This is a genomic window from Devosia neptuniae, assembly GCF_025452235.1.
Classification (GTDB): domain Bacteria; phylum Pseudomonadota; class Alphaproteobacteria; order Rhizobiales; family Devosiaceae; genus Devosia.
The window spans coordinates 4,094,723-4,109,253 of sequence record NZ_CP104965.1; the positions used below are offsets into that span (position 1 = coordinate 4,094,723).

At 63.4% G+C, this 14,531-nt stretch carries 12 protein-coding genes; 6 read left to right on the forward strand and 6 right to left on the reverse strand.

All coding sequences use genetic code 11. The features are described 5' to 3' along the window. Positions 1 to 147: 147 nt before the first annotated feature. Both N8A98_RS22910 and N8A98_RS22915 read right to left on the reverse strand, forming a co-directional pair. The gene (locus N8A98_RS22910; RefSeq protein WP_262168788.1) at positions 148 to 1,737 is read right to left on the reverse strand and encodes an ABC transporter substrate-binding protein; all 1,590 of its coding nucleotides are present in this window, start codon (positions 1,735 to 1,737) and stop codon (positions 148 to 150) included. A gap of 17 nt (positions 1,738 to 1,754) precedes the next feature. Next, on the reverse strand, positions 1,755 to 2,420 hold the full coding sequence (locus N8A98_RS22915; protein ID WP_262168790.1) for a helix-turn-helix domain-containing protein: 666 nt from the start codon (positions 2,418 to 2,420) through the stop codon (positions 1,755 to 1,757). A gap of 140 nt (positions 2,421 to 2,560) precedes the next feature. Here N8A98_RS22915 and N8A98_RS22920 point away from each other — a divergent pair, with 140 nt between their 5' ends. The 5 genes from N8A98_RS22920 (at position 2,561) to N8A98_RS22940 (ending at position 6,831) form a co-directional block, all read left to right on the forward strand. Further along, complete coding sequence (locus N8A98_RS22920; RefSeq protein WP_262172121.1) at positions 2,561 to 3,637, forward strand: ABC transporter permease; 1,077 nt, start codon at positions 2,561 to 2,563, stop codon at positions 3,635 to 3,637. Next, a complete protein-coding gene (locus N8A98_RS22925) occupies positions 3,637 to 4,539 on the forward strand; it encodes an ABC transporter permease (RefSeq protein WP_262168792.1) in 903 nt (300 codons plus the stop codon). The genes N8A98_RS22920 and N8A98_RS22925 overlap by 1 nt, the downstream gene beginning before the upstream one ends. After that, positions 4,539 to 5,372, forward strand: coding sequence for an ABC transporter ATP-binding protein (locus tag N8A98_RS22930; protein ID WP_262168794.1), 834 nt, complete (start codon positions 4,539 to 4,541; stop codon positions 5,370 to 5,372). The genes N8A98_RS22925 and N8A98_RS22930 overlap by 1 nt, the downstream gene beginning before the upstream one ends. After that, the gene (locus N8A98_RS22935; RefSeq protein WP_262168796.1) at positions 5,369 to 6,118 is read left to right on the forward strand and encodes an ABC transporter ATP-binding protein; all 750 of its coding nucleotides are present in this window, start codon (positions 5,369 to 5,371) and stop codon (positions 6,116 to 6,118) included. Before N8A98_RS22930 ends, N8A98_RS22935 begins: the two co-directional genes overlap by 4 nt. A gap of 218 nt (positions 6,119 to 6,336) precedes the next feature. Continuing rightward, positions 6,337 to 6,831 (forward strand): GAF domain-containing protein, encoded by a 495-nt coding sequence (locus tag N8A98_RS22940; protein ID WP_262168797.1) that lies wholly within the window; start codon positions 6,337 to 6,339, stop codon positions 6,829 to 6,831. A gap of 475 nt (positions 6,832 to 7,306) precedes the next feature. Here the strand turns inward: N8A98_RS22940 and putA are convergent, their stop codons facing one another. Beyond that, positions 7,307 to 10,729: a bifunctional proline dehydrogenase/L-glutamate gamma-semialdehyde dehydrogenase PutA gene (gene putA / locus N8A98_RS22945; protein ID WP_262168798.1), complete on the reverse strand. Its 3,423-nt coding sequence runs from the start codon at positions 10,727 to 10,729 to the stop codon at positions 7,307 to 7,309. A 150-nt stretch (positions 10,730 to 10,879) separates the two neighbouring features. On the opposite strand from putA, the gene N8A98_RS22950 reads away from it, so the two are divergent. After that, positions 10,880 to 11,347 carry an Lrp/AsnC family transcriptional regulator gene (locus N8A98_RS22950; RefSeq protein ID WP_113123142.1) on the forward strand — a complete coding sequence of 156 codons (468 nt, stop codon included), beginning with the start codon at positions 10,880 to 10,882 and terminating at the stop codon, positions 11,345 to 11,347. Positions 11,348 to 11,516: 169 nt separating this feature from the next. On the opposite strand, the gene N8A98_RS22955 is transcribed toward N8A98_RS22950, so the two are convergent. Genes N8A98_RS22955 through cysT form a run of 3 tightly spaced genes read right to left on the reverse strand, consistent with a single transcriptional unit; the run spans position 11,517 to position 14,286 of the window. After that, positions 11,517 to 12,554, reverse strand: coding sequence for a sulfate/molybdate ABC transporter ATP-binding protein (locus tag N8A98_RS22955; RefSeq protein WP_113123134.1), 1,038 nt, complete (start codon positions 12,552 to 12,554; stop codon positions 11,517 to 11,519). Positions 12,555 to 12,572: 18 nt separating this feature from the next. Beyond that, positions 12,573 to 13,442 carry a sulfate ABC transporter permease subunit CysW gene (gene cysW / locus N8A98_RS22960; protein WP_390888793.1) on the reverse strand — a complete coding sequence of 290 codons (870 nt, stop codon included), beginning with the start codon at positions 13,440 to 13,442 and terminating at the stop codon, positions 12,573 to 12,575. Beyond that, positions 13,432 to 14,286 carry a sulfate ABC transporter permease subunit CysT gene (cysT, locus tag N8A98_RS22965; RefSeq protein ID WP_262168800.1) on the reverse strand — a complete coding sequence of 285 codons (855 nt, stop codon included), beginning with the start codon at positions 14,284 to 14,286 and terminating at the stop codon, positions 13,432 to 13,434. Before cysT ends, cysW begins: the two co-directional genes overlap by 11 nt. Positions 14,287 to 14,531 lie beyond the last annotated feature (245 nt).

Consider the following 14,531-nt stretch of genomic DNA (forward strand, 5'->3'; position numbering starts at 1 on the left):
GAAGCCGGTGGATCGGGACGATAATGCCCGTCAACTTTCCCTCAGTGTCATTCCCGCGACATCGGGAATGACATTGGGGTGGATATTTGGGAGCCGGGCTTGGGGCTCGGCTCCCGTTCGCGGCGGCATGGCAGGGCCGCTGCGGGATTACTGCTTCGTCACGAGACGGTAGTAGACGAAGTCCGACGTGGCGCCATTGACGTAGCCGTTGACAGCTTTGGCCATGGCGACCTGGTAGGTGGCCTGGAACATGATGACGATAGGCGAGGTTTCCTGCACCTGCTTCTGCAGGTCGACATAGAGCTCGTTGCGCTTGGCCTGATCGGGTTCGGCGAGAGCCGCAGTCACTTCGTCGTTCATTTCCTGCGGCACGGCCCAGGCATTGCGCCAGGTGGTGGTGGCGGCGTAGGCATCGTCGGCATTGTTGGAATTGTAGGCGAAGGCCTTGGCGTTGGAATGGGGGTCCATGAAGTCGGGGCCCCAATAGAGCAGCATGGCCTGGTGGGTGCGCTCACGATACTTGGTGATGACCTGGGCGCCGGTGCCGGGCAGGATTTCGAAATTGATGCCGGCTTCGGCGAAGGATGCCTGCAAGGACTGGGCGACATCGGTGAACGGGGTCGAGTTGATCACGTCCAGCGTCACGGTGATGGGGGTCTTGATACCCGCATCGGCCAGGATCTGCTTGGCCTTTTCGACGTCGAGGCTATAGGGCGTTTCGTCATAGGAGCCGGGGAAGCCCTTGGGCCAGAAGGCCTGGTGCTTTTCCATTTGGCCAGCGAGGAAGGACTTGGTCATCCCGTCGTAATCGACCAGGTAACGGGCGGCTTCCCACACAGCCGGCGGGGTCAGGGCTTCGTCCTTCTGGTTGAAGGAGAGGAAGTGCACGGCGGCCTGGGGGAAGGTCTCGACCTTGACGCTGTCGGCAGGCAGGCTGCCGATCTGGTCGGGGGTGAGGTTCTTGGCGATATCGACGTCGCCCGAGGTCAGCAGGAGCTGCTGGGTGGCGGCTTCGGCAACGTGACGGATGATCACCGTCTTCATGGCCGGGGCGCCCTTGAAGTAGTTGGCATTGGCGGTGAGGCGGATGATTTCGGCGGGGCGGTAATCGGCCAGCACGAAGGGGCCCGAACCGGCCGAATTGGTGTTCAGCCAGGCGTTGCCCATATCACCATCGACCTCATTGGCCATGACGGTGACTTCGTCGACGACCGACGCGGGCCGAGCAGCCAGCACGTTGAGCACGAAGGCGGAGGAGAAATCGCCGTCATACTTCACGACCACCTTGCCATCGGCCACGGTGACCATGTCGGCGATGTTTTCCGGGGTCCAGCCGAGCTGGGTCAGGATGAAGGCCGGGGTCTTGTTCAGCTTGATGACGCGGGAGAAGGAGAACACCACGTCTTCGGGGCGAACCGGATTGCCCGAGGAGAATGTGACGCCATCGCGCAGGGTGAAGGTGATGGTCTTGGCAGCGTCGTCGGCAACCCATTCGGTGGCAAGGCCCGGCGCGAGGACAGTGGTGTCCTCGGCGTCGTATTGCACGAGGCGGTCATAGAGATTGGTATTGAGCTCGCCCGAGGTGAACTCATAGGCCTGGGCCGGATCGATAGCGACGATATCGTCGATATTCTGGGCGACGACGAGAGCGTCGGCAGGCGTGGCAGCGAAGGCAGCGGTGCCGGCCAGCGGCAGCGACAAAGCCGTCGCGAGCAGCGCGGCGGTGAATAGTTTCATCAGCGTTTCTCCTGTTATTATTTGACCAATTTCTTTTGTTTCACCGGCTTGGATTTGCCGGTTTTCGGCTTCGCCGGCGGCTGGCGGGAGGGCTTGGCCGTCGAACGGAAGAGGGTGAGCGTGCCGGTCCAGAGCAGGCGCGCGGGCTGGTCGGTGTGGTTGGACCAGGAATGGGGCCGATTGCCGCGGAAATGCAGGCTATCGCCGGCACTCATCACCATTTCCTCGCCTTCGAGGCGCTGGGTGATGGAGCCTTCGAGCACGTAGAGGATTTCCTCGCCCTCATGCGCCACGGTTTCGGAACGGTAGCCGGGTGGCACCGTCATGATGAAGCTGGAGAGCATATTGCCGGGGAAATCGGCGCCCAGGCGCTCGTAGATGATGGAGGAGCCATCGACCGAAAAGCGGTTGCGCTCACTGGCGCGGGTGAGGGCATTGTCGGCGCTGGGGGCGGAGACGAAATAGTCGATGCCAACGCCCAAAGCGCGGGCGATCTGGGCCAGGGTGCCCAGCGACGGGGTGGAGTGATCGCGCTCGACCTGGCTGAGATAGCCCACGGAGACTTCGGCGGCGGTGCCAAGTTCCTGCAGGGTCATCTGCTGCTGGCGGCGACGGGCACGAATGAGCGAGCCCACCTTGGGGTGCCCATCCAGATCAGACTTGGTCAGCGCGGTGCCTGCCATACGTCTCCACCATAATTTTTTTGATATAAGCAAAGTTTTCTGTATGGTGAAAGCGAAATGTGAAGCCCTTCACAGTCTGCAAGAGAATCCGCTTGCAGGCCTATTGCCTTGTTTTCTTTGGGGGATTTAGCCGCGTGAGCATGGAGCCGCAGATCGGGACAGCACCACCCTCCCCCAGCACCGGCATTGGTGCGGGCAAGCGTTGGGGGCGCAGGGCGCAGGCTGTGGCCAGCTTTGTGATCACGATTTTCCTCACCTTTCTGGGGCTGCTGGCGATCACCTTCTTCATCGGGCGGGTGATCCCGATCGATCCGGTGCTGGCGGTGGTCGGCGACCGGGCGAGCAAGGCGGTGTATGACGCGGCGCGGCTATCCATGGGGCTGGACCAGCCGCTTTATGTGCAGTTCGTGCAGTATGTGGGCAATGTGCTGAGCGGCAATTTCGGCATGTCGGTTTCGACCGGGCGGCCGGTGATTGCCGATATCAGCCGGTTTTTCCCGGCCACACTGGAAATGGCGACGATCGGCATTCTGATCGGGGTGGCGCTGGGTGTGCCGCTCGGGGTAATCGCGGCAAGCCGGCAGGGCAGTTGGCTGGACCAGATTATCCGCGTGGTCGGGCTGCTGGGCTATTCGGTGCCGGCCTTCTGGCTGGGGCTGGTGGGGCTGGCGCTGTTTTATGCGCGCCTGCGCTGGGTTGGCGGGCCGGGGCGGCTGGATATTTTCTACGATGGCCTGGTGCCGCCGGTAACCGGGCTGTTACTGGTTGACAGTCTGATCGCGGGTGATCTCGATATTTTCTGGAATGCGATCAATCACTTGCTGCTACCGGCTGCGGTGCTGGGATTCTTTAGCCTGGCCTATATTGCGCGGATGACGCGCAGCTTCATGCTGGATCAATTGAGCCAGGAATTTGTGACCACGGCGCGGGTCAAGGGCGTGCCGGAACGCGTGGTGATCTGGCGGCATGCGTTCAACCCGATCAGGGTGCCGCTGATCACGGTGATTGCGCTGAGCTATGCGGCGCTGCTGGAAGGCTCGGTGATGATCGAGACGGTGTTCTCCTGGCCGGGGATCGGCAATTACCTGACCACGGCGCTGCTCAATGCCGACATGAACGCGGTGCTCGGCGCGACGCTGGTGATCGGGGCGGTGTTCATTTTCATCAACAAGGTCTCGGACGTTTTGTACCGGGTGCTGGATCCGAGGGCACGCTGATGAGTTCAACACGCGACTGGTTGCTTGAAGACTCGCCTTCCTCGCGCTGGCAGGCCAATGCGGGGCGGGCGTATCGGGTGTTTACCGCACTGCTGCGGAACCCTTTGTCGGTGGTGGGCGGGGTGATTATCCTCGTGCTGGTGCTGACGGCGATATTTGCGCCGTGGCTGGCCCCCTACTCCGCCACCGGGCAGGATTTGGCGAACCGGCTGGCGGCGCCGTCGGGCACCCACTGGATGGGCACGGATGAATTGGGCCGCGATATCTTTTCGCGGGTGATCTGGGGCAGCCAGATTACGCTGACCATTGTGGGGCTGGTGGCGCTGATTTCGGCGCCGCTCGGTCTCTTGGTCGGGGCGGTATCGGGCTATTTCGGAGGGTGGGTGGACCGCATTCTGATGGGGTTCACCGATATCTTTTTGTCCATGCCCAAGCTGATCCTGGCGTTGGCCTTCGTCGCGGCGCTGGGGCCGGGCATCAATAATGCCATTATCGCCATCGCGATCACCTCGTGGCCGGCCTATGCGCGTATTGCACGGGCGGAGACGCTGACGATCCGGCATTCGGAATTCATTGCCGCGGTGCAATTGCAGGGGGCTTCGCCACTGCGGGTGATCGTGCAGCATATTCTGCCGCTCTGTACCTCTTCGATGATCATTCGCGTGACGCTGGATATGGCCGGGGTGATCCTGACCGCCGCGGGGCTGGGCTTCATCGGGCTGGGGGCGCAGCCGCCATTGCCGGAATGGGGCGCGATGATTTCGCGGGGGCGCACGTTCATTCTGGATCAGTGGTGGGTGGCGACCATGCCAGGCTTTGCCATCATCATCGTGAGCCTGGGGTTCTGTTTCCTGGGCGATGGTTTGCGCGATGTGCTTGACCCGAAAAGCGAGGGCAAGTGATGGCGCCGCTGCTGAAGGTTGAAAATCTGCGCGTCAGCTTCCCCACCCATCGCGGGCGGGTTGAGGTGGTCAAGGGCATTTCGTTCGAGCTGGGGCGCGAGCGGCTGGGCATTGTGGGGGAGAGTGGATCGGGCAAATCGATGACGGGCCGGGCGATCCTGAAACTGATCCGCAAGCCGGGGCTGATGAGCGCGGACAAGCTCGAGTTCGAGGGGATCGATCTGACCGCGCAGAGCGAAAAGCAGATGCGGGCCGTGCGTGGGGCACGCATTTCGATGGTGATGCAGGACCCCAAATATTCGCTGAACCCGGTGATGACGGTGGGCGAGCAGATCGCCGAGGCGCTGGTGACGCATCAGAAGCTGCCGCGGCGCGAAATCGAGGCGCGGATCATTTCCATGCTGGAAGCAGTGCGGATCAATGAGCCGCAGCGGGTGGCCAAGCTCTATCCGCACGAAGTGTCGGGCGGCATGGGGCAGCGCATCATGATCGCCATGATGCTGATCCCCGAGCCGGAACTGCTGATTGCGGACGAACCGACTTCGGCGCTGGATGTGAGCGTGCAGGCGCAGGTGCTCGATATCATCGACGATCTGGTGACGCGCAAGGGCATGGGGCTGATCCTGATCAGCCATGACCTCAATCTGGTCAGCCGCTATTGCGACCGGATTCTGGTGATGAATTCGGGGACTGTAGTGGAAGAATGCGCGGCGGGGGAGCTGGCCAATGCCAAGCATCCCTATACGCGGGGGCTGCTGGCGGCGATGCCGACCATCAATGAGAGCCGGGACGAATTGCCGGTGCTCGACCGGACACAATGGGCGGGCACATGAACGCGATAGACCTCAAGAACCTCGATATTTCCTATGGCGACACCAAGGTGGTGCATGGGGTGAACCTGGCGATCGCGGAAGGCGAGAGCTTTGCGCTGGTGGGCGAGAGCGGCTCGGGCAAGTCGACCATTTTGCGGGCCATTGCGGGGCTGGCGCCGGACTGGACGGGGGAAATCTCCGTGCTGGGGCGGGCGCGCAGCCATGGGGTGGACCGCGCGGTGGCGCGGCAATGCCAGATGGTGTTTCAGGACCCTTATGGGTCGCTGCATCCGCGCAAGACGATTGACTCGGCACTGACCGAACCGCTGGCCATTCATGGCCTGGGCAATCGGGATGAGCGGGTCGAGGCGATGTTGAAGGCCGTGGGGCTGGACCAGCGGTTCCGGTTTCGCTTTCCGCACCAATTGTCGGGCGGGCAGCGGCAGCGCGTGGCGATTGCGCGGGCGCTGATGCTGGAGCCCAAGGTGCTGCTGCTGGACGAGCCGACTTCGGCGCTCGACGTGAGCGTGCAGGCGGAGATTTTGAACCTGCTGAAACGCCTGCGGCGGGAACAGGGGCTGACCTATCTGCTGGTGACGCACAATCTGCCGGTGGTGAGCTTTCTGTGTGATAGGCTGGCCGTGATGCGGCATGGGCGGATTGTGGAAGTGGCCGATGTGGAGCAGCTCAAGCATGGGCAGCTGGTGGAGGCCTATTCCAAGGAATTGCTGGCGGCGACGGAGGGGGCGAACCGGGCTGCTGAGTGATCTGCGCCCTCCCCTAGGGGGAGGGATGATGAGAGGATGGGCGCCGGATATTCGGGCTCTCGTTACCCCCTCCTAGCCTCCCCCTGATAGGGGGAGGGACCGCCCGGCGGACGTCGGGCTTTGAGGCAAAACTGAAATACCCCCACCCCTAGCCCCTCCCCACAAGGGGGGAGACGGGCCGGTGGGTCTGGATACATCGAAGACTAAGGACCAAAAGAATGACTGACTATTTTGCAGCTGTGGCGCGGTTTGATGCCGAGATTGCCGAGGCGAAGGGCGCCGAGCAGGCGTTCAAGGCGCTGCAGACGCTGACGCAGGAAATTGTGGGGGCCAAGCTGTTCACGTTCATGAGCGTGGACATGGCAAACGAGCTGTCGCGCCGGCTTTATACCAGCGACGCGGCCAATTATCCGACCTCGGGGACGAAGCCCCTGCATTACGACCATTGGTTCGATACGGTGCATAAGGCGCGGCAATATTTCGTCGCCAATTCCATCGAGGCGATTGCCGAGGTGTTCCCGGATTATCCGCTGATCCAGTCGCTGGGGTGTGAATCCGTGGTCAACATGCCGGTGATTTTGGGCGGGGAGCTGGTGGGCACGCTCAATATGCTGGATGTGGCCGGGTATTATACGGCTGAGCGGGTGGAGTTGATCCGGCGGTATATCGCGGTGCCGGCGAAGCTGGCGGCTCTGGTGGCGGCTAAGGGGTAGGTTTTAGCGCTGCCGAGAGATTTGGCACCCTCGGAGGGAACTCCGGGGGTGTTTTTTGTGCTGTGTGCCCGCCAAACCCACGGTGTCATCCCCGCGAAAGCGGGGACCTCTGTTTCGGGGTGGAAGAGAAGGAAACGGAGGTTCCCGCTTTCGCGGGAATGACATTGTGGGGTGGCGGGGAATTGACGCATGGGATGGCTTGCGCCATTCGAGCGTAGCTCTCATGGCCTTCTCTCCTCAAATCGCTCCACTGGAGCGATTTGCCCTGCGGGACGGATCGAAGCCCCTCACCCTGACCTTCCGCTGAACGCGTCAGGTCTGTCCCTCTCCCACAAGGGGCGAGGGGTGGCTCCGTGGGTTGCCTAGTCCGAGTAGACCTCATCCTGAGCTTGTCGAAGGATGGGGGTGTGGCGGGATGGTACCACGACCTCGTGGTTCGACAGGCTCACCATGAGGTCTACTTGGATATTTCTCCCTACCCTGCTGACGCCATCAGGCTGGCGTTGCCGCCGGCCGCGGTTGTGTCGATGCAGATGTGGCGTTCGAGTTGCAGGCGGGCGGTGTCGTCGGCGGAGGTGAGGAGCGGCAGGAGGGCGCCGTCGCGGGCGCTGAGGGCGATGCGGATGGCGCGCAGGTTGGGGTCGGTACCGAAATAGGCGATGGCCTCAAAGGTCGTGGCGTGGGCCAGGGCGTCGAGGTCTAGTTCGGAGGATAGCGCGATGCAGCCTGTGGCTTCGGCCATCTGGCGCTGGGCGGCGTAGTCGGCTTCATTGGGGCCGAGGCAGAGGAGCGTGCCGCGCGGGGCGATGGTGAGCGTGTTGCTTTCCCCGGTTGGCCCCGGGAGCGGGAGCGCGGCGGTTTGTGGATGGGCGTGGCCCTGCGTGAAGCGCGGCAGATAGTGGGGGCCGCCGGCTTTGGGGCCGGTGCCGGAGAGGCCTTCGCCGCCAAAAGGCTGGGAGCCGACGACGGCGCCGATCTGGTTGCGGTTGATATAGATATTGCCAGCGTGAACCTGGGCCGAGACGGCGCGGACGCGCGAGGAAATGCGGGTGTGCATGCCGAAGGTGAGGCCATAGCCCGAGCCATTGATGGCGGCGATGACGGCGTCGATATCGTCGGCCTTGAAGGTCGCGACATGGAGGACCGGGCCGAAGATTTCCTCGGGGATGTCCGCGATGCCGGTGACGCGCAGGACAGTGGGGGGCACGAAGGTGCCCTGCTCCGGCGCCTTCAAGCGATGAATCAACTTGCCGGCCTTGGTGAAGGCCATGACATGGTTTTCGATCTTTGTGCAGGCGGCTTCGTCGATGACGGGGCCGATATCATTGGCCAGGTCCCAGGGATTGCCCAGGGTGAGCTCGTCCATGGCGCCGGTGAGCATTTCGATCGTGCGGTCGGCCACATCCTCCTGGACGTAGAGGATGCGCAGGGCCGAGCAGCGCTGGCCGGCGGACTGGAAGGCGGAGGCGAGCACGTCGCGCACGGCCTGTTCGGGCAGCGCGGTGGAATCCACGATCATGGCATTGAGGCCGCCGGTTTCGGCGATGAGCGGGGCGTCGGGCGCCAGATTTGCCGCCATGGCGCGATCGATGCGGCGGGCGGTGGGGAGGGAGCCGGTGAAGGCGACGCCGGCAATGCGGGCATCGGAGGTGAGCGCGGTGCCCACTTCGCCGGCGCCGGGGAGTAGCTGGATGGCGTCGGCCGGAATGCCGGCCTCGTGCATGAGCTGGATGGCGCGGTGGGCGATGAGCGGGGTTTGCGGGGCGGGCTTGGCGAGGACGGGATTGCCCGCGACGAGGGCCGCCGCGATCTGGCCGGTGAAGATGGCGAGCGGGAAATTCCACGGCGAGATGGCGGCAAAGGGGCCGCGCGGGGCGGCCAGCGGCTGGGCCTCGGCTTGCTCGGCGTAGTAGCGCAGGAAATCGACGGCTTCGCGGAGCTCGGCGATGGAATCGGCCCAGGACTTGCCGGCTTCGCGGGCGAGAAGAGCGAAGAACTCGGCGGCGTTGGCCTCGTAGAGATCGGCGGTAGCGCGCAGGAGATTGGCGCGGGTGGTTGCCGGGGTTTGGGGCCAAGTGGAGGTGGCGGCGGCGGTGATGGCGGTGGTTACGTCGTCTGGGGTGGCGTTGGTGACGGTGCCGATCGTATCGGTGGGGGTGGCGGGGTTGGTGAGGGTTACTGCATCGGAGTACCCCCTCCTAGCCTCCCCCTGAGAGGGGGAGGGACTGGCCGGTGGCTGGGGGGCAAGCAGTGGGGCGGCGTGCCACTGGTGCGTCAAGAAGGCTTCGCGGGCGGCTTGCACTGAGGGGAAGGTGGCGGGGTCGGTCAGGTCGAGACCGGCGGAGTTGCGGCGGGGGGCGAAGATGGCGAGGGGGGCCGGGATGGCGGGGTTGGGGATGGTGTCGCCCAGGGCCAGCACCTTGCCGAGCGGATCTTCGGCCACGGTGGAGGCCGGGATGTCCTCGTCGGCGATCTGGTAGACGAAGGAGCCGTTGGCGCCGTTTTCCAGCAGCCGGCGGACAAGGTAGGCCAGCAAGTCTTTGTGGGCGCCGACGGGGGCGTAGATGCGGGTGCGGGTGCCGGCGGAGGTGCGCAGGACTTCGTGCAGGCGTTCGCCCATGCCGTGCAGGCGCTGGAATTCGTAGCTGTCGGGGCCCCTGCCCGCTTCGGCGGCCAGATGCAGCACGGCGGCGGCGGTGTGGGCGTTGTGGCTGGCGAATTGGGGATAGATCGAGGCCTTGGTGAAGAGCTTTTTGGCGGCGGCGATGTAGCTGATATCGGTCGATGCCTTGCGGGTATAGACCGGGTAATCGGGCAAGCCCATGATCTGGGCGCGCTTGATTTCGGCATCCCAATAGGCGCCCTTGACCAGGCGCACCATGATGCGGCGGTTCAGCGCGGTGGCCGTGGCGTCGAGCCAATCGATCAACGGCAGGACGCGCTTGCCATAGGCCTGGACGACCACGCCGAAGCCGTCCCAACCGGCCAGGTCGGGGGTAGCGAGGACTTCGGCGATGATGTCGAGGGAGAGATCGAGGCGGTCGGCCTCTTCGGCATCGATATTGAAGCCCATGTTCGCGGCCTTGGCGGCGAGGGCCAATTGGCGAGTCGCTGCAACCAGTTCGGTCATGACGCGGGAGCGTTGCGCGAACTCGTAGCGCGGATGGAGCGCGGAGAGCTTGACCGAAATGCCGGGATTGTCGCGGACCGAGGCGGCGGTGCAATGGGGCGCCAGCGAATTGATGGCGGACATATAAGCGTCGAAATAGCGGACGGCATCGGCGCCGGTGCGGGCGGCTTCGCCCAGCATGTCATAGGAATAGCGGTAGCCGATGGATTCCGGCTTTTTGGCGTTGACGATGGCTTCGTCAATGGTGCGGCCGAAGACGAACTGGCTGCCGAGCAGGCGCATGGCCTGGCCGACGGCGGTGCGGATGACGGGTTCGCCCAGGCGGGCAATGGCGCGATGCAGGGCGTTTTTGGGGCCGATCTCGGGATCGCCCAGCACGTCAGCGGTGAGGCTCAGCGCCCAGGAGGAGAAGTTGACGAGCTTGTTGTCGGAGGCGCCGAAATGGGACGACCAATTGGAGCCACCGACCTTGTCGTGAATGAGGGCATCGATGGTTTCGGCATCAGGCACGCGCAGCAGGGCTTCGGCCAAGCTCATGAGGGCGACGCCTTCGTCGGTGGCGAGGCCATATTCGGCGAGGAAGCTCTCCATGAGGCCGAGGCGATTGCCCTTGCGGACGGTGGTGACCAGGGCCTCGGCATGGGCGGAAATCTTTTGCCGCGCCGCTGTATCGAGGCCGGTATCGGCGATGAGCTGGCGGACCAGGGGGGCCTCGGGGGCGAGGTTGCGGTCGCGGAGGGACTGGCGGGCGGCGGCGATGTCGGTCATGGGGCGCTCTTGGGCACGACCTCGTGGGTCACCATGAGGTCTACTGATAGAACGGCACAATGACATGAGTTTGAAAGGCGTTTCGCCTGATTTTGTGGCGCTGATGGCACGAAGTCGTTATTGATTGGGCGCTGGATAGGATAGGCGCCCATGAAAACTGTCACATACGAGACTTTGGACCAGACGGATCGCAAGATACTGGACGAGTTGGCGCGGGATGGGCGGATTAGCGTGGCGGAGTTGAGCCGGCGGGTGAACCTATCCAAGACGCCGTGCCAGGCGCGGATCGGGCGGCTGGAAAAAGCCGGGTATATTCTGGGCTATCGGGCGGTGATCGACCCCAAGCGGCTGGGGCTGCCGCATGTGGCCTTTGTCGAGGTGAAGCTGAGCGATACTCGGGCGGCGGCGCTGGCGGCGTTCAACAAGGCGGTGCGGGCGATCAAGGAAGTGGAGCAATGCCACATGATCGCGTCGAGCTTTGACTATCTGCTCAAGGTGCGGACCAAGGATATTGCGGATTATCGCGAGGTGCTGGGGGAGAAGATTTCCGCCCTGCCGCATGTGGCGCATACGTCAACGCATGTGTCCATGGAGGCGGTGAAGGGGGACGAGGAGTAACGGCTTTCCTTCCCCTTGAGGGAGAGGTGCCCGAAGGGCGGATGTGGGGTCCGTCTCCAAGCGTTGAAGCATGGGATGGCGCAGCACCCCTCACCCTGTAATTTCTTCTGGACAAAGAAATTACGGTCCCTCTCCCTCAAGGGGCGAGGGTGACGACTGAGAGTTCAGCTCAAGCGGCCGGAAACAGTTTCCAGCGTTTGGGGCGGAAGGAGAGGCGGGTTTTTTCGCCGGCGGGGTGGTCGAAGGGGAGGTCGATTTCCACCTTGTGGCTGGCGCCGCCCACTTCGAGCTCGACGCGGCGGGTGCCGCCGACGCGGCGGCTGGCGGTGACGACGCCGGCCATGGAGGCGTCGGCTTCGATCAGATCGACATCGTGCGGGCGGAAATAGAGGCGCGCGGGGCCGGTTGGCGTTTCATGGGCGGGGATGCCAATGGCGCGGCCGCCGACCCAGACTTCGCCATTTTCGATGGTGACCGGCAATTCGCTGGAATCGCCGATGAAGCCGAAGACGAAGGGCGAGGTGGGATGGTCATAGACCTCGTCGGGGGAGCCGACCTGTTCGATCTTGCCCTGGCTCATGACGCAGAGGCGATCGGACAGCTCAAGGGCTTCTTCCTGATCGTGGGTGACGAAGACGGTAGTATGGCCGGTGCGGTCGTGGATTTCGCGTAGCCATTTGCGCAGCTCGCGGCGGACCTGAGCGTCCAGCGCACCAAAGGGTTCGTCGAGCAGCAGCACGCCGGGTTCGATGGCGAGGGCGCGGGCAAGCGCGACGCGCTGGCGCTGGCCGCCGGAGAGCTGGTTGGGATAGCGCTTTTCAAGGCCCGAAAGCTGGACCAGATCGAGCAATTCCATGGCGCGGCGGCGGATTTCCCCGGCGGGTGGGCGGGTAGAGCGCGGCCGCACCTTGAGGCCGAAGGAGATGTTCTCAAGGATCGTCATGTGACGGAACAGGGCATAGTGCTGGAACACGAAGCCGATATTGCGTTCCTGCACGGTCTTTTCCGAAGCGTCGGTATCGCCGAAGAAAATCTTGCCCTGGGTAGGCATTTCGAGGCCTGCGATAAGGCGCAGCAGCGTGGTCTTGCCCGAGCCGGAAGGACCGAGCAGCGCAATCAGCTCGCCCGAGCGGATATCGAGCGAGACATCATGAAGCGCAGGGAACCGGTCGAATTCCTTGCGCACATTGGCTACGCGAACTTCCATAAAACCAGATTCTCCAAATTACCGTTCGGCGGCGGCGATTTCATCGCCGAAACGCCATTCCAGGGCCGATTTCAATACCAGCGTCACCAGGGCCAACAGGGCCAGAAGCGAAGCCAGCGCGAAGGCGGCGGTGGCATTATATTCATTATAAAGCATTTCCACCTGCAGCGGCATGGTGGTGGTCTGGCCGCGAATTTTGCCGGACACGACGGCGACGGCGCCGAATTCGCCCATGGCGCGGGCATTGCACAGCAGCACGCCGTAGAGCAGGCCCCATTTGATATTGGGGAGGGTGACGCGGAAGAAGGTTTGCCAGCCATTGGCGCCGAGCGAAAGCGCGGCTTCTTCGTCGCCGGTGCCTTGATCCTGCATCAGCGGAATCAGCTCGCGGGCGACGAAGGGGAAGGTGACGAAAATGGTGGCCAGCACGATGCCGGGCAGCGCGAAGAGAACTTCGATGCCGTAGGATTTGAGCCAGGGGCCGAGGAAGCTGCCGGCCCCGAACAGCAGCACATAGACCATGCCCGAAATGACCGGGGACACGGAAAACGGCAGATCGATCAGGGTGATGAGAAAGGCCTTGCCCTTGAACTCGAACTTGGCGATGGCCCAGGAGGCGGCAAGGCCGAAAACGACGTTGAGCGGCACGGCGATGGCCGCGACCATCAGCGTGAGCCGGATGGAGGCCTGCGCATCGGGCTCGCCCAAGGCGGCGAAGAACGGGACGATGCCCCTGGCGAAGGCTTCGTGGAACACGGCATAAAGCGGCAGCACCAGAATGACGGCCATGAACAGCAGCGCCAGGCCAATCAGCACCCATTGAACGGTGCGGCTTTCGCTGGTGGGCGAGATGCGGCGATGGCGGCGGGCGCGGAGTTTAGTCGCCATAACCATACCTCTTGCGGCTCCAGGCCTGGATCAGATTGATCGCAAACAGCAGAGCAAAGGACAGCAGCAGCATGACCGAGGCGATGACGGTCGCCCCGACATAGTTGAACTCCTGCAGGCGAATATAGATCAGCAGCGGGGCAATTTCCGAGACGAAGGGAATATTGCCGGCGATGAAGATGATGGAGCCGTATTCGCCCACGGCGCGAGCAAAGGCCAGCGCGAAGCCGGTGAGAATGGCCGGGGTAAGGCTCGGGAGGATGACTCGCGTGATGGTCTGGAAGCGGGTGGCGCCCAGGGTGGCGCTGGCTTCCTCGACCTCGTGGCTGACCTCTTCGAGAATGGGCTGGATGGTGCGCACGACGAAGGGCAGGCCGATAAAGATCATGGCGATGACGATGCCGATCGGCGTGTAGGCAATGCGGACGCCGAGGGGAGCGAACAGCGCGCCGATCGTGCCATTGGGGGCATAGATAGCGGTGAGCGCTATGCCAGCAACGGCGGTGGGCAGGGCGAAGGGCAGATCGATAATGGCGTCGAAGATGCGGCGGCCGGGGAAGCGGTAGCGCACCAGGACCCAGGCGATCAGGGTGCCGAAGACGACGTTGATGCCGGCGGCAATGAGCGCGGTGACGAAGCTGACGCGGAGCGAGCCGAGCACGCGCGGATCGGTGGCGGCTTTCCAGAAGCCATCAAAGCCCAGACCCGCCGAGCGGATGGCCAAGGCGAGCAGCGGGATCAGGATGATCAGGGAAAAATAGGTCAGCGTGAAGCCGAGCGTCAGGCCGAAGCCGGGGATCACGCTGCGCTTGCGAGAGCGCACGGACGACGCGGCGGCGCTCAAACTTCTATCCGGACAGCAGGGGTTTCGGCGGCACGGTTCATGTCGACCTCTCAACGGCGGTTCGGCGCGGGTGAAACTACCGTTTCAGTCGAGTTTCTCAAGGTGGAGGGTTGGCTTTTGGGCACGGTGGTATGGAAAATAATTCTGCGCGCGGGGTGTGTAGGAGTTTTTGGGTTGGGTTTGGAGCGGGGAATGGCGGGGTGAGGGGAATATTGGTGTTGTGGGGGTGGGTGCGAGGGACAGCA

What these genes read in the sequence shown, in the direction of transcription:
- N8A98_RS22955 (WP_113123134.1), bottom strand. Translation starts at nt 12,554, where the DNA reads ATGGAAGTTCGCGTAGCCAATGTGCGCAAGGAATTCGACCGGTTCCCT.
- N8A98_RS22910 (WP_262168788.1), bottom strand. Translation starts at nt 1,737, where the DNA reads ATGAAACTATTCACCGCCGCGCTGCTCGCGACGGCTTTGTCGCTGCCG.
- cysW (WP_390888793.1), bottom strand. Translation starts at nt 13,442, where the DNA reads ATGGCGACTAAACTCCGCGCCCGCCGCCATCGCCGCATCTCGCCCACC.
- N8A98_RS22940 (WP_262168797.1), top strand. Translation starts at nt 6,337, where the DNA reads ATGACTGACTATTTTGCAGCTGTGGCGCGGTTTGATGCCGAGATTGCC.
- N8A98_RS22935 (WP_262168796.1), top strand. Translation starts at nt 5,369, where the DNA reads ATGAACGCGATAGACCTCAAGAACCTCGATATTTCCTATGGCGACACC.
- N8A98_RS22920 (WP_262172121.1), top strand. Translation starts at nt 2,561, where the DNA reads ATGGAGCCGCAGATCGGGACAGCACCACCCTCCCCCAGCACCGGCATT.
- N8A98_RS22915 (WP_262168790.1), bottom strand. Translation starts at nt 2,420, where the DNA reads ATGGCAGGCACCGCGCTGACCAAGTCTGATCTGGATGGGCACCCCAAG.
- N8A98_RS22950 (WP_113123142.1), top strand. Translation starts at nt 10,880, where the DNA reads ATGAAAACTGTCACATACGAGACTTTGGACCAGACGGATCGCAAGATA.
- putA (WP_262168798.1), bottom strand. Translation starts at nt 10,729, where the DNA reads ATGACCGACATCGCCGCCGCCCGCCAGTCCCTCCGCGACCGCAACCTC.
- N8A98_RS22925 (WP_262168792.1), top strand. Translation starts at nt 3,637, where the DNA reads ATGAGTTCAACACGCGACTGGTTGCTTGAAGACTCGCCTTCCTCGCGC.
- N8A98_RS22930 (WP_262168794.1), top strand. Translation starts at nt 4,539, where the DNA reads ATGGCGCCGCTGCTGAAGGTTGAAAATCTGCGCGTCAGCTTCCCCACC.